This is a genomic window from Streptomyces sp. NPDC005303 (genome assembly GCF_040607335.1).
In the GTDB taxonomy this organism is placed as follows: domain Bacteria; phylum Actinomycetota; class Actinomycetes; order Streptomycetales; family Streptomycetaceae; genus Streptomyces.
Map to the genome: position 1 here is coordinate 430,855 of NZ_JBEXGM010000002.1, position 16,094 is coordinate 446,948.

The 16,094-nt window shown below is 68.6% G+C and carries 20 protein-coding genes, 1 tRNA gene and 1 pseudogene; 6 read left to right on the plus strand and 16 right to left on the minus strand.

The window, feature by feature from the left end; all coding sequences use genetic code 11:
- Positions 1–15 precede the first annotated feature (15 nt).
- Positions 16–837, minus strand: coding sequence for an ABC transporter permease (locus ABZT93_RS05920; RefSeq protein WP_356099518.1), 822 nt, complete (start codon positions 835–837; stop codon positions 16–18).
- Complete coding sequence (locus ABZT93_RS05925; RefSeq protein ID WP_356099521.1) at positions 830–1,630, minus strand: ABC-2 family transporter protein; 801 nt, start codon at positions 1,628–1,630, stop codon at positions 830–832. Before ABZT93_RS05925 ends, ABZT93_RS05920 begins: the two co-directional genes overlap by 8 nt.
- A gap of 202 nt (positions 1,631–1,832) precedes the next feature.
- On the opposite strand from ABZT93_RS05925, the gene ABZT93_RS05930 reads away from it, so the two are divergent.
- Positions 1,833–4,247 carry a transglycosylase domain-containing protein gene (locus ABZT93_RS05930; protein ID WP_356099524.1) on the plus strand — a complete coding sequence of 805 codons (2,415 nt, stop codon included), beginning with the start codon at positions 1,833–1,835 and terminating at the stop codon, positions 4,245–4,247.
- A 64-nt stretch (positions 4,248–4,311) separates the two neighbouring features.
- Here the strand turns inward: ABZT93_RS05930 and ABZT93_RS05935 are convergent, their stop codons facing one another.
- Together ABZT93_RS05935 and ABZT93_RS05940 are read right to left on the minus strand one after the other, a co-directional pair.
- Positions 4,312–4,662 (minus strand): co-chaperone GroES, encoded by a 351-nt coding sequence (locus ABZT93_RS05935; protein WP_356099527.1) that lies wholly within the window; start codon positions 4,660–4,662, stop codon positions 4,312–4,314.
- 44 nt (positions 4,663–4,706) lie between these two features.
- Positions 4,707–5,036: a DUF3618 domain-containing protein gene (locus ABZT93_RS05940; protein ID WP_356099530.1), complete on the minus strand. Its 330-nt coding sequence runs from the start codon at positions 5,034–5,036 to the stop codon at positions 4,707–4,709.
- Between the two features lie 93 nt (positions 5,037–5,129).
- On the opposite strand from ABZT93_RS05940, the gene bcp reads away from it, so the two are divergent.
- On the plus strand, positions 5,130–5,597 hold the full coding sequence (gene bcp, locus ABZT93_RS05945) for a thioredoxin-dependent thiol peroxidase (protein WP_356099532.1): 468 nt from the start codon (positions 5,130–5,132) through the stop codon (positions 5,595–5,597).
- On the opposite strand, the gene ABZT93_RS05950 is transcribed toward bcp, so the two are convergent.
- Positions 5,578–6,084: a GNAT family N-acetyltransferase gene (locus ABZT93_RS05950; protein WP_356099535.1), complete on the minus strand. Its 507-nt coding sequence runs from the start codon at positions 6,082–6,084 to the stop codon at positions 5,578–5,580. The two genes, bcp and ABZT93_RS05950, sit on opposite strands and share 20 nt — an antisense overlap.
- A gap of 44 nt (positions 6,085–6,128) precedes the next feature.
- Between ABZT93_RS05950 and ABZT93_RS05955 the strand changes: the two are divergent.
- A pseudogene (locus ABZT93_RS05955) lies at positions 6,129–6,293 on the plus strand (HNH endonuclease); the annotation flags it as partial.
- Positions 6,293–6,376, plus strand: a tRNA-Leu gene (locus ABZT93_RS05960). The pseudogene ABZT93_RS05955 and the gene ABZT93_RS05960, both read left to right, overlap by 1 nt.
- A gap of 54 nt (positions 6,377–6,430) precedes the next feature.
- Here the strand turns inward: ABZT93_RS05960 and rdgB are convergent.
- The 4 genes from rdgB to ABZT93_RS05980 form a co-directional block, all read right to left on the minus strand.
- Positions 6,431–7,033 carry an RdgB/HAM1 family non-canonical purine NTP pyrophosphatase gene (gene rdgB, locus ABZT93_RS05965; RefSeq protein WP_356099538.1) on the minus strand — a complete coding sequence of 201 codons (603 nt, stop codon included), beginning with the start codon at positions 7,031–7,033 and terminating at the stop codon, positions 6,431–6,433.
- Between the two features lie 11 nt (positions 7,034–7,044).
- Entirely contained in the window at positions 7,045–7,449 is a 405-nt protein-coding gene (locus ABZT93_RS05970) for a hypothetical protein (RefSeq protein ID WP_356099541.1), read from the minus strand.
- A gap of 146 nt (positions 7,450–7,595) precedes the next feature.
- On the minus strand, positions 7,596–8,333 hold the full coding sequence (gene rph / locus ABZT93_RS05975; protein ID WP_356099545.1) for a ribonuclease PH: 738 nt from the start codon (positions 8,331–8,333) through the stop codon (positions 7,596–7,598).
- Between the two features lie 85 nt (positions 8,334–8,418).
- Positions 8,419–8,652 (minus strand): PTS glucose/sucrose transporter subunit IIB, encoded by a 234-nt coding sequence (locus ABZT93_RS05980; protein WP_311717686.1) that lies wholly within the window; start codon positions 8,650–8,652, stop codon positions 8,419–8,421.
- Positions 8,653–8,905: 253 nt separating this feature from the next.
- On the opposite strand from ABZT93_RS05980, the gene ABZT93_RS05985 reads away from it, so the two are divergent.
- A complete protein-coding gene (locus tag ABZT93_RS05985; protein ID WP_356099551.1) occupies positions 8,906–10,156 on the plus strand; it encodes a PTS transporter subunit EIIC in 1,251 nt (416 codons plus the stop codon).
- A 71-nt stretch (positions 10,157–10,227) separates the two neighbouring features.
- Here ABZT93_RS05985 and ABZT93_RS05990 read toward each other — a convergent pair whose 3' ends face one another.
- A complete protein-coding gene (locus ABZT93_RS05990; protein WP_356099557.1) occupies positions 10,228–10,980 on the minus strand; it encodes an MBL fold metallo-hydrolase in 753 nt (250 codons plus the stop codon).
- Between the two features lie 234 nt (positions 10,981–11,214).
- Here ABZT93_RS05990 and ABZT93_RS05995 point away from each other — a divergent pair, with 234 nt between their 5' ends.
- Positions 11,215–11,667 carry a type II toxin-antitoxin system PemK/MazF family toxin gene (locus ABZT93_RS05995; protein WP_356099560.1) on the plus strand — a complete coding sequence of 151 codons (453 nt, stop codon included), beginning with the start codon at positions 11,215–11,217 and terminating at the stop codon, positions 11,665–11,667.
- 7 nt (positions 11,668–11,674) lie between these two features.
- Here ABZT93_RS05995 and ABZT93_RS06000 read toward each other — a convergent pair whose 3' ends face one another.
- The 6 genes from ABZT93_RS06000 to ABZT93_RS06025 form a co-directional block, all read right to left on the minus strand.
- Entirely contained in the window at positions 11,675–12,625 is a 951-nt protein-coding gene (locus tag ABZT93_RS06000; protein ID WP_356099563.1) for a cysteine synthase, read from the minus strand.
- A gap of 6 nt (positions 12,626–12,631) precedes the next feature.
- Positions 12,632–12,910 (minus strand): MoaD/ThiS family protein, encoded by a 279-nt coding sequence (locus ABZT93_RS06005; RefSeq protein ID WP_007382355.1) that lies wholly within the window; start codon positions 12,908–12,910, stop codon positions 12,632–12,634.
- 88 nt (positions 12,911–12,998) lie between these two features.
- Positions 12,999–13,094, minus strand: a complete 96-nt coding sequence (locus ABZT93_RS06010) for a putative leader peptide (protein ID WP_356021866.1) — start codon at positions 13,092–13,094, stop codon at positions 12,999–13,001.
- A gap of 79 nt (positions 13,095–13,173) precedes the next feature.
- Positions 13,174–13,596 (minus strand): M67 family metallopeptidase, encoded by a 423-nt coding sequence (locus tag ABZT93_RS06015; protein ID WP_356099566.1) that lies wholly within the window; start codon positions 13,594–13,596, stop codon positions 13,174–13,176.
- 69 nt (positions 13,597–13,665) lie between these two features.
- The gene (locus ABZT93_RS06020; protein ID WP_356099569.1) at positions 13,666–15,111 is read right to left on the minus strand and encodes an amino acid permease; all 1,446 of its coding nucleotides are present in this window, start codon (positions 15,109–15,111) and stop codon (positions 13,666–13,668) included.
- Between the two features lie 349 nt (positions 15,112–15,460).
- A complete protein-coding gene (locus ABZT93_RS06025; protein WP_356099572.1) occupies positions 15,461–16,063 on the minus strand; it encodes a DUF2017 domain-containing protein in 603 nt (200 codons plus the stop codon).
- Positions 16,064–16,094 lie beyond the last annotated feature (31 nt).

Genomic DNA, 16,094 nt, shown 5'->3' on the forward strand with positions numbered 1-16,094 from the left:
TCACCAGGTCCACCACTAACTCCCCGTACTCCGATACGACCCGAGTCCCGCCCGCCACGCGAGCCCGGCCAGCGCACAGAACGCCACCGCCACCAGCGGCGGTGCGAAGGCCGCCCACCGCGGCAGATCCAGCGGGTACGGCCGGCCCAGCACATAGGAGGCCGGAACCCAGTTGACGAAGGCGAGGGGCAGCACGAACGTCACCCCGCGCACGAAGTCCTTCCCGAACACCGTCGGCGGATACTGCAGCAGGGTTGTGCCGCCGTACGTGAACGCGTTCTGCACCTCACTCGCGTCCTGCGCGAAGATCTGGAAGGCCGCGCCCGCCACGAACACCGCGCAGAAGATCACCGCACCGCTGACCACCATCACCGGCACCAGCAGCACCTTCGCCGCACTCCAGTCGACGTCCACCGAGGCCAGAGCCCAGCCGAGCACCACCGTGCCCTGAGTGATCCGGCCCAGGCGGCGCACCGCGAAACGATCCGCGCCGATCTGCGCGAGCACCGGCGCCGGCCGCACCAGCAGGATGTCGAAGGAGCCGTCCCGGATCCGCGAGCCCAGCACGTCCATCGAGCCGAGCACCAGGTCGGCGATCCCGAAGGCGGTCACTGACAGGCCGTACAGGAAGGCGATCTCGGGCAGCCCCCAGCCGCCCAGCGACTCGACCTGCGAGAACATCAACAGGATCCCGACGAAGTCCAGGCCGGTCATCACCAGGTTGGCGCACATCGTGACGACGAAGGAGGTGCGGTAGGTCATGGCGGACCGGATCCACATGCCCGCGATCAGCCGGTAGGCCCGCGCACCCTCGCCCAGGCGGGACGTCTCAGCCACCCTGCACCACCACCCGCCGCGTCGCCGCCGACTGCAGCAGCCGCCCCGCCCCGAGCAGCACCACCGCCCACGTCGCCTGGAAGGCGTACGCCCCGAGCGGGTCGGTCTCCCCCATCAGCACGTCCGCCGGCATCTGGAGCTGCGCCGCCCACGGCAGCGCCCGCACGATGTCGCCCAGCACCCCGGGGAAGGCGTTGAGCGGGAACACTATGCCCGAGCAGAAGACGCCCGTGATCATCACGCCCTGCATGATGCCCATGCCGTCCATCAGCCAGAACACACTCAGCGCCGCGAGATAGCGGATCCCGAAACTGACCAGCATCGCGAGCAGCAGCGCCACGAACAGGGCCGCCCAGGACATGACGTCGGTCGGCAGCGCCATCGGGAAGAACAGCGCGCCGAACACGAAGGGGATCACCCCGCGTCCGATCAGCTGAAACAGTGAGCGGCCCAAGTCGCTCGCCAGCCACCACAGTTGCAGATCGGCCGGACGGTACAGGTCGACCGCGATCTCACCCGTGCGGATCCGCTCGATCACGTCCTTCTCGGCACCGCCGCCCTGGATGGCCAGCGTCGAGTAGAGACACTGTCCCAGCCAGACGTAGGTGACGGCCTGCGCCTGGTCGTAGCCCCCCAGATGGGGCCTCTCGTCCCACAGCGCGAGATACGTGTAGACGAGAATCACACCGAAGACGGTGTTGGTGAACACCCCCGCGAACGTGGCCGCGCGATATGTCGCGTATCGTCGGAATCCCCCTGCCGCAACAGCCGCGTACAGGCGCCAGGAACCCACATCAACAGCCCTCCTCGGCCCGCGGACACCGAAGCGCAGGAGCCTAGTGCGCAGGTGACGGGGCGGGCCACCCATTTTCCGGGCGAGACGCGCGCCATATCCGGGAACGGAACGCAGGGTGCGAGAGTCTTCAACAGGGGACGCAGAAGGCGTACGAGGTCGTACGGGAACGTACGACGCGAAACAGGAGTCCGTGCACGAGATGAGCGACCAGCCGCAGCAGCCGACGACCGAGGGCTGGGCACCGACAGACCCGCAGGCGGCTGAAGAGCCCGACGGCAAGAAGAAGGCCAAGCGGCCCAGGCGCACCGGCTGGCGACGGCTGATCCCGACCTGGCGCATGGTGCTGGGCACCTTCGTCCTCGGACTGATCGCCCTGGCCGGCCTGTTCTTCCTCGGCTACTCCATGGTCAAGATCCCGCCTGCCAACGCGCTCGCCACCAAGCAGTCCAACGTCTTCCTCTACGCCGACGGCAGCCAGCTCGCCCGCGACGGCGAGATCAACCGCGAGAACGTCTCCCTCGCACAGATCTCCAAGGACGCCCAGCACGCCGTACTGGCCGCCGAGGACCGCGACTTCTACTCGGAGTCCGCGATCGACCCGAAGGCCATGCTGCGCGCCGGCTGGAACACCGCCACCGGCAAGGGCAAGCAGTCCGGTTCGACGATCACCCAGCAGTACGTGAAGAACTACTACCTGGCCCAGGAACAGACCGTCACCCGCAAGGCCAGGGAGTTCTTCATCTCGATCAAGCTGGACCGCACCCAGTCCAAGGACCGGATCCTCGAGGGCTACCTCAACACCAGCTACTTCGGCCGCAACGCCTACGGCATCCAGTCCGCCGCCCAGGCCTACTACGGCATGGACGCCGTCGACCTCGACCCGGCCCGCGCCGCCTACCTCGCCGCGCTGGTCAACGCGCCCAGCGAGTACGACGTCGTCGCGCACCCCGAGAACAAGGCGGCGGCCCAGGCCCGCTGGAACTACGTCCTGGACGGCATGGTCAAGAAGGGCTGGCTGGCCCCGACCGAGCGCGCCGGGCTGAAGTTCCCGATGCCCAAGGAGCAGACCGTCTCCACCGGCCTGTCCGGGCAGCGCGGCTACATCAGGGACGCGGTCGAGGACTACATCATCGACAACAAGATCCTCACCAAGGACCAGTTGGAGGCGGGCGGCTACCGCATCACCACCACCCTGCAGAAGAGCAAGCAGGACGCCTTCGTGAAGGCGGTGAACGACCAGGTGATGAAGAAGCTCGACAAGAAGAACAACAAGGCCGACAACTACGTCCGCGCGGGCGGCGCCTCCGTCGACCCGAAGACCGGCAAGGTCGTCGCGATGTACGGCGGCATCGACTACGTCAAGCAGTACACGAACGGCGCGACCCGCGGCGACTTCCAGGTCGGCTCCATCTTCAAGCCCATCGTGTTCGCCTCGGCCGTCCAGAACGACTCCGAGACGCAGGACGGCCAGACCATCACCCCCAACACCTACTACGACGGCACCAACAAGCGCCCCGTCGAGGGCTGGAGCGGCGGCACCTACGCCCCCGAGAACGAGGACCAGGGCTCCTACGGCGAGATCACCGTCCGCGAGGCCACCGACAAGTCCGTCAACTCGGTGTACGCGCAGATGGCCGTCGACGTCGGCTCCGACAAGGTCAAGCAGACCGCGATCGACCTCGGCATCCCCTCCAACACCCCGGACCTCACGGCGTCCCCGTCCATCGCGCTCGGCGTGAACACCGCGAGCGTCCTCGACATGGCGCAGGCCTACGCAACCCTCGCCAACCACGGCCGCCACGGCACCTACACGATGATCGACAAGATCACCAAGGACAACTCGGAGACCGTCACACTGCCCCGGCAGAAGGCCGAGCAGGCCGTCAGCCGCGAGGCCGCCGACACCACCACCTCGATCCTGCAGAGCGTCGTCGAGAACGGCACCGCCACCGCCGCCCAGGGCGCCGACCGCCCCGCCGCGGGCAAGACCGGCACCGCCGAGGAGGACACCGCGGCCTGGTTCGCCGGCTACACCCCCGAACTCGCCACGGTCGTCTCCGTCATGGGCCAGGACCCGGTGACCGCCGCCCACAAGTCGCTGTACGGCGCGATGGGCCTGGAGCGCGTCAACGGCGGCGGACCACCCGCCGAGATCTGGGCGCAGTACACCAGGAACGCCCTCAAGGGGAAGCCGGCCAGCGACTTCGACCTGGAACTCCAGCCGGGCGCCGAGACCCGGGCCCCCAGCAGCCAGGCTCCCGTCGACCCGACCACGGGCGGCCAGGACGACGGCGGCACCACGGGCGACACCACCGGCGGCCAGGACACCGGGGGCCAGACGCAGGGGCAGACCCAGGGCCAGGACAACGGCGGTACGACCACGACCGGCGGCGACACCACGACGGGCGGCACGACCGGGGGCCCGACCACCGGTGGCGGTACCACCGACGGCGGCACGACGACCGGCGGGACCACGGGTGGCACCACGAACGGCGGCACCACGACCGACGGCGGCACGACGGGGGACACGACCGGGGGAACCACCGGAGACACACCGAGCGGCGGAGCGACGACGGAGGGCGGGGGCCTGGTGACCACGTCCAGACGGGACTGACCGTCCCGCGAGCACGGCGAAAGGGGCCGGTGACGTCGGTCACCGGCCCCTTTCGGACCGCTGTCTAGAGGTACAGGCCCGTCGAGTCCTCGGAACCCTCGAACCGGTCGGCCGCCACAGCGTGCAGATCACGCTCACGCATGAGGACGTAACCGGTCCCGCGCACCTCGACCTCGGCCCGGTCCTCCGGGTCGTACAGCACCCGGTCACCGGGCTCCACGGTCCGTACGTTCTGCCCCACGGCGACGACCTCGGCCCAGGCCAGCCTGCGCCCGACGGCCGCGGTGGCGGGAATGAGGATGCCGCCGCCTGAACGCCGCTCGCCCTCACCGTTCTCCTGCCGCACGAGTACACGGTCGTGCAGCATCCGGATGGGCAGCTTGTCCTGCGAGGTGTCGTTTCTCTTCGCGCTCACGCCACTGAACCTACCTGTCCTCGACGCCCGGGTACGCGGCCGGGTCAGCCCTTGCGGCGCCTGGTGCCCAGGGCGAGCAGCCCCACGAGCCCCACGGCGACGAGGGCGACGGGCACGACACGCTCCAGACGAGGGGCCCCCTCCTCGTCCACGAACTGGGCCTTCACGTCCGTGACCGCCTTGTTGACGGCGACGTACGCCCGCCCGAGCGTGTGGTCGATGTTGGAGACGACTTTGGCCTTGGCGTCGCCGACGATCGTCTTCGGGTGCACCCGCACCCCGATCTCGTCGAGCGTCTCGGCCAGCACGTCGCGGCGGCGCTTGATGTCCGCCTCGATCTGCGCCGGGGTTCTGATGTCCGACGTGTCCGCCACGGTAGAGCCTCCGGGGTCGTTTCTGCTTGTCCTGGACAGTCTGTCAGTTCCGCCCGCCACCGCACTGTCAGGACCCCCGGTTACGCTGACCCAATGAGCGAGCGACTCCAGCCCGGGGACGTGGCCCCCGCCTTCACCCTGCCCGACGCCGACGGCAACGAGGTCTCCCTGTCGGACCACAAGGGCCGCAAGGTCATCGTCTACTTCTACCCGGCCGCCCTGACCCCCGGCTGCACGAAGCAGGCCTGCGACTTCACCGACAACCTGGAGGTGCTGGCCGGCGCGGGCTACGACGTCATCGGCATCTCCCCGGACACCCCGCAGAAGCTGGCGAAGTTCCGCGAGAAGGAATCCCTGAAGGTCACGCTGCTGGCCGACCCGGAGAAGACCGTGACCGAGGCCTACGCGGCCTACGGCGAGAAGAAGAACTACGGCAAGACCTACATGGGCGTCATCCGCTCCACGATCGTCGTGGACGAACAGGGCAAGGTCGAACGAGCCCTGTACAACGTCCGCGCGACGGGCCACGTGGCGAAGATCATCAAGGACCTGGGTATCTGAACGAGATCCAGCAGTCAGGAGCCAGGTCGGGCCGCTCCGGAACCGGCCTGTGCTCCTCGCTCCACCGCCCGGGAGCGAGGTCCTCCGCGACCCGCCGCCAGAACCGGACAGCCCTCGTGTTGCTGTCCTGAAACGCGACCTCCCACGCCCCCGGATGCCGCGCCACCACCTCCCGCACGGCCCACAGCCCGACCCCAGTGCGCCGCACCCCGCGCACGACGAAGAAGCTGTTCAGCACCCGGGTGGGCCCGGCGAGCCCCCGCACGAAGACGAACCCGACGGGCCGGTCACCGAGACCGATCACATACGGCGCCCAGTCCCCCGACCCGGCAAAGGCAGCCTCCAGCCGCTCACTGCGGAAGCTCCCGTCGGGGCCCGGCACTCCCCCCACGAACTCGGACATGTCGTGCTGGAACATGAGCCAGAGTCGCTCGATGACCGGGCGGTCGGTGGAGCCCGCTGTTCGGAGATTCAGATCCGCGTCCATGTCTGAGGTCTACATGACGGGCGTGACTGTCCGACAAGCGGTTCGGTAAGCCCGTGACCCTGGAGGTCGATCACATCAACGGCGACTTGGGCGACGACCGGAGAGAGAACCTGCGGTTGCTGTACCCCAACTGCCACGCGATCACCAGCACCTGGTGCAGGGGAGGCAACGGGCCGCGAGCGACTGCCGGTACGATGGCAATCAGCTAGCGGCGGTGGTGCAATGGCGACACAGCAGACTTAGGATCTGTGGCCCTTGATCGGGCTTGAGGGTTCGAATCCCTTCCGCCGCACACGGATGGCCTGCGTATCGAAGGAACGATGCACAGGCCTTTTCCGTGTGCACCTCAGCCCAACAGCTCCCGCACCACCGGCACCAGCGCCCGGAACGCCTCCCCCCGGTGGCTGATCGCGTTCTTCTCCTCCGCTGTCATCTCGGCACACGTCCGCGTCTCGCCCTCCGGCTGGAGGATCGGGTCGTAGCCGAAGCCGTTCGTGCCCACGGGGGCGTGGCGAAGGACGCCTCGCAGTTGGCCCTCGACCACTCGCTCCGTGCCGTCCGGGAGGGCCAGGGCTGCCGCGCAGGCGAAGTGGGCGGCGCGGTGTTCGTCGGCGATGTCGGAGAGTTGGGCCAGGAGCAGGTCCAGGTTGGCCTTGTCGTCGCCGTGGCGTCCTGACCAGCGGGCCGAGAAGATGCCCGGGGCGCCGTTGAGGACGTCCACGCACAGGCCCGAGTCGTCGGCCACGGCGGGCAGGCCCGTCGCCCGGGCCAGGGCGTGGGCCTTCAGGAGGGCGTTCTCCGCGAAGGTGACGCCGGTTTCCTTGACGTCGGGGATGTCGGGGTACGCGTCCGCGCCGACGAGGTCGAACGGCAGGCCTGCGTCGGCGAGGATCGCGTGGAGCTCGGTGATTTTGCCGGCGTTGCGGGTGGCGAGGATCAGGCGGGTCATGCCCACCAGTATTACGGCGTGCAGACCTTGGTCAGTTCGCCGGCCGCGTCGGTGACGGGGCTCAGGTCCGGGGTCTCGTCGCCGTTCTTGACCGCGGTACGGACGTTGGTCACGGCCTGGCTGAGGTGGTCGACCGCCTGGTTGACGTCGGTGTTGTCGGTCTTGTCGCCTATCGCGTCGAGGTTCTGGTCGATGGAGGCGAGGGCCTCGTCGATCTGGGTGGGGTCGTTCGACGCGTTCTCCACGGCCTGCTGGAGGTCGGTGACGCTGTCGGCGACGGCCTCGGCGGTCTGGACGCAGTCCAGTGCCTTGCTGACGGCGTCGCAGCCGGTGGTGAGGCCGACGGTGAGTCCTACGGCGGCCACCGCGGCGGCGATGGTGGTACGGCGACTACGGCGGCGTCTGCTCGCGGCCATGGATCTGTTCCCTCCCTGTGGCAGGCCTCAGGAGGCCCCCGTTGACTGGCCGGGCGCCCGTTGTGCACAGCGGGCGCCCGTACTCCCGAAGACGCCGGGGCGGGCGGTCGGGTTGCGCGCGCCGGCCACCGTTCTTGGCGGTCTCTTTACCTTTCGAGGACCGTGTCGAGCGCCTTGCTCTGCAGGACGGCGAGTTCGGAGCAGCCGAGGACGGCGAGGTCGAGGAGGGAGTTGAGTTCGTCGCGGGCGAAGGGTTCGGCCTCGGCGGTGCCCTGGACCTCGACGAAGCGGCCGTCGCCGGTGCAGACGACGTTCATGTCGGTGTCGGCCTTCACGTCCTCCTCGTAGCGGAGGTCGAGGAGGGGGACGCCGCCGACGATGCCGACGGAGACGGCGCTGACGGTTCCGGTCAGCGGCTGGCGGCCGGCCTTGATCAGTTTCTTGCCCTGGGCCCAGGCGACGGCGTCGGCGAGGGCGACGTAGGCGCCGGTGATCGCGGCGGTGCGGGTGCCGCCGTCGGCCTGGAGGACGTCGCAGTCGAGGACGATGGTGTTCTCGCCGAGTGCCTTGTAGTCGATGACCGCGCGCAGGGAGCGGCCGATGAGGCGGCTGATCTCGTGCGTGCGGCCGCCGATCTTGCCGCGGACGGACTCGCGGTCGCCGCGGGTGTTGGTGGCGCGGGGCAGCATGGAGTACTCGGCGGTCACCCAGCCCTCGCCGCTGCCCTTGCGCCAGCGGGGGACGCCTTCGGTGACGGAGGCGGTGCAGAAGACCTTCGTGTCGCCGAAGGAGACGAGGACGGAGCCCTCGGCGTGCTTGCTCCAGCCGCGTTCGATGGTGACTGGGCGGAGTTGTTCGGGGGTGCGGCCGTCGATTCGAGACATGGCGTTGAGCCTAGCCGGAGACGGGGATGCGGAAGGGGCCCCTCCTGGGATGGGAGGGGCCCCTTGGCCGGGATGGTCTCCGGCGTCACATCATGTCTTCGATCTCCGCGGCGATCGGGTCGGCGTCGGTGCCGATGACGACCTGGATGGCGGTGCCCATCTTGACGACGCCGTGGGCGCCGGCGGCCTTGAGGGCGGCGTCGTCGACCTTGCCGGCGTCGACGACCTCGGTGCGCAGGCGGGTGATGCAGCCCTCGACCTCTTCGATGTTCTCGATGCCGCCGAGTCCGGCGACGATCTTCTCTGCCTTGGTGGCCATGTCGGTCTCCTCACGCACAGTGGGCCCAGTTTCGTGAGCGATTGCGCCGTACGTACCGAAGATGACGTCACAGCAACCCAATCGTCCGTAACTGGTCTACACCACCTGGCGGGTGGTAGCCAACCCCGGGGAACGGCGGTGAGGAGGGAGTCCTCCGGTTGCGAAATTGACGGGTTCCTTATAACGCCCCCATCGTGTACAACAGGTCTACACCACTGAGTGGTGTAGACCACCACCCGATGGAGGAAGCGTTATGAGCACCGCCACCGAGACGGCGGCCCCCGCTAAGAAGCGGGGATCCGGTCTTATACAGGGCCTGCAGAAGGTCGGCCGAAGCCTGCAGCTCCCTATCGCCGTGTTGCCGGCGGCGGGGCTGATGGTCCGCCTCGGCCAGGACGACGTATTCGGCAAGGACGGCCTGGGCTGGGACAAGGTCGCCTCGGTCTTCGCCAACGCGGGCGGCGCCATCACAGGTGCCCTTCCGATGCTCTTCTGTATCGGCGTCGCCATCGGCTTCGCCAAGAAGGCCGACGGTTCGACCGCGCTCGCCGCGCTGGTGGGCTTCCTCGTCTACAGCAAGGTCCTGGAGTCGTTCCCCGTCACCGAGGCGAAGATCACCAAGGGTGCGGACATAGCCGCGACCTACAACAACCCCGGTGTCCTCGGCGGCATCATCGTGGGTCTGCTCTCGGCGGTCCTGTGGCAGCGGTACCACCGCAAGAAGCTGGTCGACTGGCTCGGCTTCTTCAACGGCCGCCGTCTGGTGCCGATCATCATGGCCTTCGTCGGGGTCGCCCTCGGTGTCTTCTTCGGGCTGGTCTGGGAGCCGATCGGTGACGCCATCACCAACTTCGGTGAGTGGATGACCGGTCTGGGCTCGTTCGGTGCCGCTCTCTTCGGCGCGATCAACCGCGGGCTCATCCCGATTGGCATGCACCAGTTCGTGAACACGGTCGCGTGGTTCCAGCTCGGCGAGTTCAAGGACGCCGCAGGCCAGGTCTACACGGGCGACTACAACCGCTTCCTGCACGGCGACCCGACCGCCGGAATGTTCATGTCCGGCTTCTTCCCGATCATGATGTTCGGTCTGCCCGCCGCGGCCATGGCCATCGCGCACACCGCCCGCCCCGAGCGCCGCAAGGCCGTGACCGGCATGATGGTCTCGCTCGCCCTGACGTCCTTCGTGACCGGCGTGACCGAGCCGATCGAGTTCTCGTTCATGTTCATCGCCCCGATCCTCTACGTGATCCACGCCGTGCTGACCGCCGTGTCCATGGCCGTCACCTGGGGGCTGGGAGTCCACGCGGGCTTCAACTTCTCCGCGGGCTTCATCGACTACGCGCTGAACTGGAACCTGGCCACCAAACCCTGGATGATCATCCCCATCGGCCTGGTGTTCGCGGCGATCTACTACGCCGTCTTCCGCTTCGCCATCATCAAGTGGAACCTCCCCACCCCCGGCCGCGAGCCCGAGGAAGAGGTCGAGGACCTCACCAAGGCGTAGAGCCGCCGTACCGCATGCGAAGGCCCCCGGAGCCCTGAACCGCTCCGGGGGCCTTCGTCATGCCCTGCGCGCTAGATCTCGTACGACACCCTCGGCGTCGCCAGAGTCACCGGGCCGTCGAAGACCGCGCGCGCGTCGGCGAGGTTGACCTGGGGGTCGGTCCACGGGGGGATGTGGGTGAGGACCAGGCGGCGGGCGCCTGCCCGGGTCGCGGTCTCACCCGCCTCGCGGCCGTTGAGGTGCAGGTCGGGGATGTTCTCCTTGCCGTGCGTGAAGGCGGCCTCGCACAGGAACAGGTCGGTGTCGCGGGCGAGTTCGGTCAGGGCGGGGCTGAGACCCGTGTCACCGGAGTAGGTCAGCGACCTGCCGCCGTGCTCGATCCGGATGCCGTACGCCTCGACCGGGTGCGCCACGCGTTCCGTGTGGACGGTGAACGGGCCGATGTCGAAGGTGGACGGCTTGACCGTGTGGAAGTCGAAGACCTCGCTCATGGAGGAGGCGGTGGGGGTGTCGGCGTAGGCCGTGGTGAGGCGGTGTTCGGTGCCCTCGGGGCCGTAGACCGGAATGGGGTCGCAGCGGCCGCCGTCGTGGCGGTAGTAGCGCGCGACGAAGTACGCGCACATGTCGATGCAGTGGTCGGCGTGCAGATGGCTGAGGAAGATCGCGTCGAGGTCGTAGAGACCGCAGTGGCGCTGCAGCTCGCCAAGGGCACCGTTGCCCATGTCGAGAAGCAGCCGGAAGCCGTCGGCCTCGACGAGGTAGCTCGAGCAGGCCGATTCCGCGGACGGGAACGACCCCGAGCAGCCGACGACGGTGAGCTTCATGAAACAGAAACCTCCGCTGGCGGGAACTTTTCTGGGATGGAAACGGGGGTCGTGCGGTCCGTCGAGCGTAAGGCGCAAAACCTCCGGTCGCTCCTCCGCCAAGGGCTGTTGTGGGCGAACTCACCTGTGGTGTCACCGGTTCGGCTGGACCAGGGGCGTGTAGGGAGTGAGAGAGGGATCACGGGTTCAGCAGAGGGCGCGCGGGGCAGTTCGCGCGCCGGTAACGTCGTCCTCATGGACACGTCCTGGTGGCTCGCGCTCGCTGCGGTGGTACTGCTCGCGCTGGTCGCCACGCTCGTGGACGGCTGGGGGCGGGGGCACCGGCCCCGCGGACGCGCGGACCGTACGACTCGGCCGTCCGGGCGTACGACGGGGGTGCGGCCGCGGCCCGCCGAGATCTGGTGGGCACAGGTGCCGTACGAGGACGGGCCGGGGGGCAAGGACCGGCCGTGTCTCGTGCTGGCGGTGCGCGGCGGGCGGGTCACCGTCGCGAAGATCACCAGCAAGTACCGCGACGAGCGGGCCGGGGTGATCCCGTTGCCTCCGGGCTCGGTGGGCGACGCCCGGGGGCGCGCGAGCTTCCTGGAGACGGACGAGCTGCGCCTGGTGCCGGTGAGGGACTTCCGGCGCAAGGCGGGGGTGGTGGACCCGGTCCTGTGGGACCAGGTCCGTCACCTGGCGACCTAGCGGACGGTCAGGCCCAGAGCTGGCCCTGCAGTGTCTCGATCGCTTCCTCCGTGGTGGCCGCGGTGTAGACGCCGGTCGAGAGGTACTTCCAGCCGCCGTCGGCCACGACGAACACGATGTCGGCGGGCTCCCCCGCCTTGACCGCCTTGTTGCCGACGCCGATCGCCGCATGCAGGGCGGCGCCGGTGGAGACGCCCGCGAAGATGCCCTCCTGCTGGAGGAGCTCGCGGGTGCGGGTGACCGCGTCCGCCGAGCCGACGGAGAAGCGGGTGGTGAGGACGGACGCGTCGTAGAGCTCCGGTACGAAGCCCTCGTCCAGGTTCCTGAGCCCGTACACCAGGTCGTCGTAGCGCGGCTCGGCGGCGACGATCTTCACGTCCGGCTTGTGCTCACGCAGGTAGCGACCGACGCCCATCAGGGTGCCGGTGGTCCCGAGGCCCGCGACGAAGTGGGTGACCGAGGGGAGGTCGGCGAGGATCTCCGGGCCGGTGGTCGCGTAGTGGGCGCCCGCGTTGTCGGGGTTGCCGTACTGGTAGAGCATCACCCAGTCGGGGTGCTCGGCGGAGAGCTCCTTGGCGACCCGTACGGCGGTGTTGGAGCCGCCCGCGGCGGGGGACGAGATGATCTCGGCGCCCCACATGGCGAGCAGGTCCCGGCGCTCCTGCGAGGTGTTCTCGGGCATCACGCAGACGATCCGGTAGCCCTTGAGCTTCGCCGCCATCGCGAGGGAGATGCCGGTGTTGCCGGAGGTGGGTTCGAGGATCGTGCAGCCCGGGGTCAGACGGCCGTCCTTCTCCGCCTGCTCGATCATGTGCAGGGCGGGGCGGTCCTTGACGGAGCCGGTCGGGTTGCGGTCCTCCAGCTTGGCCCAGATGCGGACGTCGGCGGACGGCGAGAGCCGCGGCAGGCGCACCAGAGGGGTGTTGCCCACCGCGGCCAGCGGGGAGTCGTAACGCATCGACGATCAGGCCATGCCGCCGGCCACGGCCGGCAGGATCGTGACGTTGTCGCCGTCGGTGAGCTTGGTGTTGATGCCGTCGAGGAAGCGGACGTCCTCGTCGTTCAGGTAGACGTTGACGAACCGGCGCAGCTCACCGCCGTCCACGATGCGGGCCTGGACGCCCGCGTGCCGGGTCTCGAGGTCGGCGAAGAGCTCGGCGAGGGTGTTCCCGTTGCCCTCCACCGCCTTCTGGCCGTCGGTGTAGGTGCGAAGGATGGTCGGGATGCGGACCTCGATGGCCATGGTTGCGGGCTCCTGTCGGGAAGTGTTCTGGTCGGTGGGCGCACGACGACGCGCGCCGCGGCTCACGGCCGTACGGCGGCAGGGAACGTCAACAGATGGCGCTGTTCAGCCTGCACAGGTCGACGTGCAGCCGCGCCACGAGCAGGATGCCCGGCGCCTTCTCGCTCACGTCATTCAGAACCATGGGCTCATCGTATCGATTCCCGGTCGGGGCCCCGGAGTGTGATCTCGCATGCTGGATGAATCCTGACCGAACTGTGAGATCAGTAGGCGGTCACGATCGTGACCTCCTCCTCCGTGACCTCGCCCTCCACGATCCGGTACGAGCGGAACTGGAAGTCGCCGAGGCCGTCGGTGTCGGCGGTGGAGACCAGGACGTAGTGGGCGCCGGGCTCGTTGGCGTAGGAGATGTCCGTGCGGGACGGGTAGGCCTCGGTCGCGGTGTGGGAGTGGTAGATGACCACCGGTTCCTCGTCGCGGTCGTCCATCTCGCGGTACAGCTTGAGCAGGTCACCGGAGTCGAACTCGTAGAACGTGGGCGACATGGCGGCGTTGAGCATGGGGATGAAGCGCTCGGGGCGGTCGGACCCGGCCGGTCCCGCGACGACTCCGCACGCCTCGTCGGGGTGGTCCTTGCGCGCGTGCGCGACGATCTGGTCGACGAGGGCCTGGGTGATGGTCAGCATGTCGAAAGGATAAGCAAAGGGCCGCCCCGTACCGAGGTTCGGTACGAAGCGGCCCACATGCCGGACGTTCTAGCCGCCGACCTTCTCGAACTCGGGCTCGCGCCGGTCCGCGATACCCGGGTTCCGGGTCTTCAGGACGGCCCAGCCGATGCCCAGCGCGGCGGCCCATCCGGCCATCACGTACAGGCAGACGCGGGAGTCGGCGTCGTACGCGATCAGGCCGGTCACGAAGAGCAGGAACACGATCGCGATCCAGCTGCCGACCGAGCCGCCGGGTGCCGGGAAGGCCGAGGCGGGCAGACGGCCTGCCACGACCTCGCGGCGGTAGCGCACATGGCTGACCAGGATCATCAGCCACGTCCAGATGCCCGCCGCGGTCGCGACCGAGACGACGTACTCGAAGGCCTTCTCCGGCACGACGTAGTTCAGCACCACGCCGATGCCCATGAAGAGCACGGAGACGGTGATGGCCAGCGCCGGGGTGCGCGTCACCGAGAGCTTGTTGAAGGCCTGCGGCGCCTCTCCGCTGTCGGCCAGGGTGCGCAGCATGCGGCCCGTGGAGTACATGCCGGAGTTGCAGGAGGACAGGGCCGCGGTCAGGACGACGAAGTTCACGATTCCGGCGCCCGCCGGGATGCCGATCACGGCGAAGGCCTTCACGAAGGGGCTGACGCCCGCCGCGAACTCGGTCCACTTCACCACGCACAGGATGACGGTGAGGGCGCCGACGTAGAAGAGGCCGATGCGCCAGGGCAGGGTGTTGATCGCCTTGGGGAGGGTCTTCTCGGGGTTCTCGGACTCACCGGCGGTGACGCCGACCAGCTCGACGGCGAGGTAGGCGAACATCACGCCCTGGAGGGTCATCAGCGACGAGCCGATGCCCTTGGGGAAGAAGCCGTCGAAGGCCCAGAGGTTGGAGACCGCGGCGGTGTCACCGGCCGCGCTGAAGCCGAAGGTGAGGACTCCGAGGCCGATCACGATCATGCCGATGAGGGCGGTGACCTTGATCATCGAGAACCAGAACTCGATCTCGCCGAACAGCTTCACCGAGATCAGGTTGGCCACGAACAGGACGACCAGGAAGACCAGGGCCGTCGTCCACTGGGGGACGGCCGGGAACCAGTAGTTGACGTAGATCGCGGCGGCGGTGAGTTCCGCCATACCGGTGACGACCCACAGCAGCCAGTACGTCCAGCCGGTGAAGTAGCCGAAGAACGGGCCGAGGAACTCGCGGGAGTACTCCGCGAAGGACCCGGAGACCGGGCGGTAGAGCAGCAGCTCGCCGAGTGCCCGCATGATGAAGAAGATGATCACGCCGGCGACGGCGTACATCAGGATGAGGCTCGGACCGGCCTTGGCGATGTTCGCCCCGGCGTTGAGGAAGAGGCCGACGCCGATGGCGCCGCCGATCGCGATCATCTGGACCTGGCGGCTGCCGAGTCCGCGCTCGTACCCCTCTTCGGGGGTCTTCTCCGAGCCTGAGCCCGTGCCTGTGTCGACCTGAGCGGAGGTCATGTCTGTGGTGCGCCTTTCTCCATACCGACCCCGGCCTTCGTCGGCCGCGGATCGGATCTCGATCCCCCCGGATTGATGGAGTGAGCGGGCCCGGGCTTCCCCGGGTCCGCTGAGCCTGGCCGGCGGTTGCCGGCTCGGTGGCGCACCCGGCCGAACATACGGGTGGTGTTCGCCGGGCGGTCGTGAAGATTTATCACGGCCGCAGCATTGATCACCCGTGCATTATGTGGCGCGGGTCACAGGAAGAAGGGGACAAACGCCGCCCGGGATACGCGAATGCCGTCAGTGCGGTGACGTGATCGTTATCCGGATTTGAGCGTCCCCTGAGCGAACACGGAACCATCACATCTCATGGCATAAGGGTGGTCACGAGCGTCTCCTGGAGACCGCCCAGCCACAGGTACGCCATCACCATCGGCTTACGGGGGTCCTCGTCCGGGAGCCGGTAGAGGAGGTCGGTGTCCTCCTCGTCGGTGATGTCGAGGCGGGAGCCGATCGCGAGCCGCAGGTCGTTGAGGGCGCCGAGCCACTGCTGGGACTCACCGGGCGACAGCTTGAGGACCGCCCCGCCGTCGCCCGCGGAGTGCAGCGCGTCCAGGGAGCGGACCACCGCGAGAGCGTTCTCGCGCTTGCCGGCCCGCAGGTCGTTCTCGGTGTAGCGGCGGAACTCCGAGGAGTACGCCCGCTGCTCCTCGGCCTGCTCGGCCTGGGGAGTGCCCTCGGGGTCGCTGTAGGCGTCCGGGAAGAGCCGCTTGAGCACCGGGTCGGAGGGCGGCTCGCTCGGGCCGTCCGCGAAGAGCTCGGCGAGCGGGTCGTCGGGCGCGTCCTCGGCGGGTCCCGGGCCGATGAGCTCCAGGAGCTGGACGGCCAGCGACCGGATGATGGAGATCTCGACGTCGTCGAGAGCGACGGCCGCGCCGCCGCCGGGAAGCGGTTCGAAGGTTCCGGGCATCAGGGATTGTCGCTACTTCCGGTCCTGCGGG

Coding starts and splice junctions, on each gene's coding strand:
- ABZT93_RS05930 (WP_356099524.1), top strand. CDS start 1,833: ATGAGCGACCAGCCGCAGCAGCCGACGACCGAGGGCTGGGCACCGACA.
- bcp (WP_356099532.1), top strand. CDS start 5,130: ATGAGCGAGCGACTCCAGCCCGGGGACGTGGCCCCCGCCTTCACCCTG.
- ABZT93_RS05950 (WP_356099535.1), bottom strand. CDS start 6,084: ATGGACGCGGATCTGAATCTCCGAACAGCGGGCTCCACCGACCGCCCG.
- rdgB (WP_356099538.1), bottom strand. CDS start 7,033: ATGACCCGCCTGATCCTCGCCACCCGCAACGCCGGCAAAATCACCGAG.
- ABZT93_RS05970 (WP_356099541.1), bottom strand. CDS start 7,449: ATGGCCGCGAGCAGACGCCGCCGTAGTCGCCGTACCACCATCGCCGCC.
- rph (WP_356099545.1), bottom strand. CDS start 8,333: ATGTCTCGAATCGACGGCCGCACCCCCGAACAACTCCGCCCAGTCACC.
- ABZT93_RS05980 (WP_311717686.1), bottom strand. CDS start 8,652: ATGGCCACCAAGGCAGAGAAGATCGTCGCCGGACTCGGCGGCATCGAG.
- ABZT93_RS05985 (WP_356099551.1), top strand. CDS start 8,906: ATGAGCACCGCCACCGAGACGGCGGCCCCCGCTAAGAAGCGGGGATCC.
- ABZT93_RS05990 (WP_356099557.1), bottom strand. CDS start 10,980: ATGAAGCTCACCGTCGTCGGCTGCTCGGGGTCGTTCCCGTCCGCGGAA.
- ABZT93_RS05995 (WP_356099560.1), top strand. CDS start 11,215: ATGGACACGTCCTGGTGGCTCGCGCTCGCTGCGGTGGTACTGCTCGCG.
- ABZT93_RS06000 (WP_356099563.1), bottom strand. CDS start 12,625: ATGCGTTACGACTCCCCGCTGGCCGCGGTGGGCAACACCCCTCTGGTG.
- ABZT93_RS06005 (WP_007382355.1), bottom strand. CDS start 12,910: ATGGCCATCGAGGTCCGCATCCCGACCATCCTTCGCACCTACACCGAC.
- ABZT93_RS06010 (WP_356021866.1), bottom strand. CDS start 13,094: ATGGTTCTGAATGACGTGAGCGAGAAGGCGCCGGGCATCCTGCTCGTG.
- ABZT93_RS06015 (WP_356099566.1), bottom strand. CDS start 13,596: ATGCTGACCATCACCCAGGCCCTCGTCGACCAGATCGTCGCGCACGCG.
- ABZT93_RS06020 (WP_356099569.1), bottom strand. CDS start 15,111: ATGACCTCCGCTCAGGTCGACACAGGCACGGGCTCAGGCTCGGAGAAG.
- ABZT93_RS06025 (WP_356099572.1), bottom strand. CDS start 16,063: ATGCCCGGAACCTTCGAACCGCTTCCCGGCGGCGGCGCGGCCGTCGCT.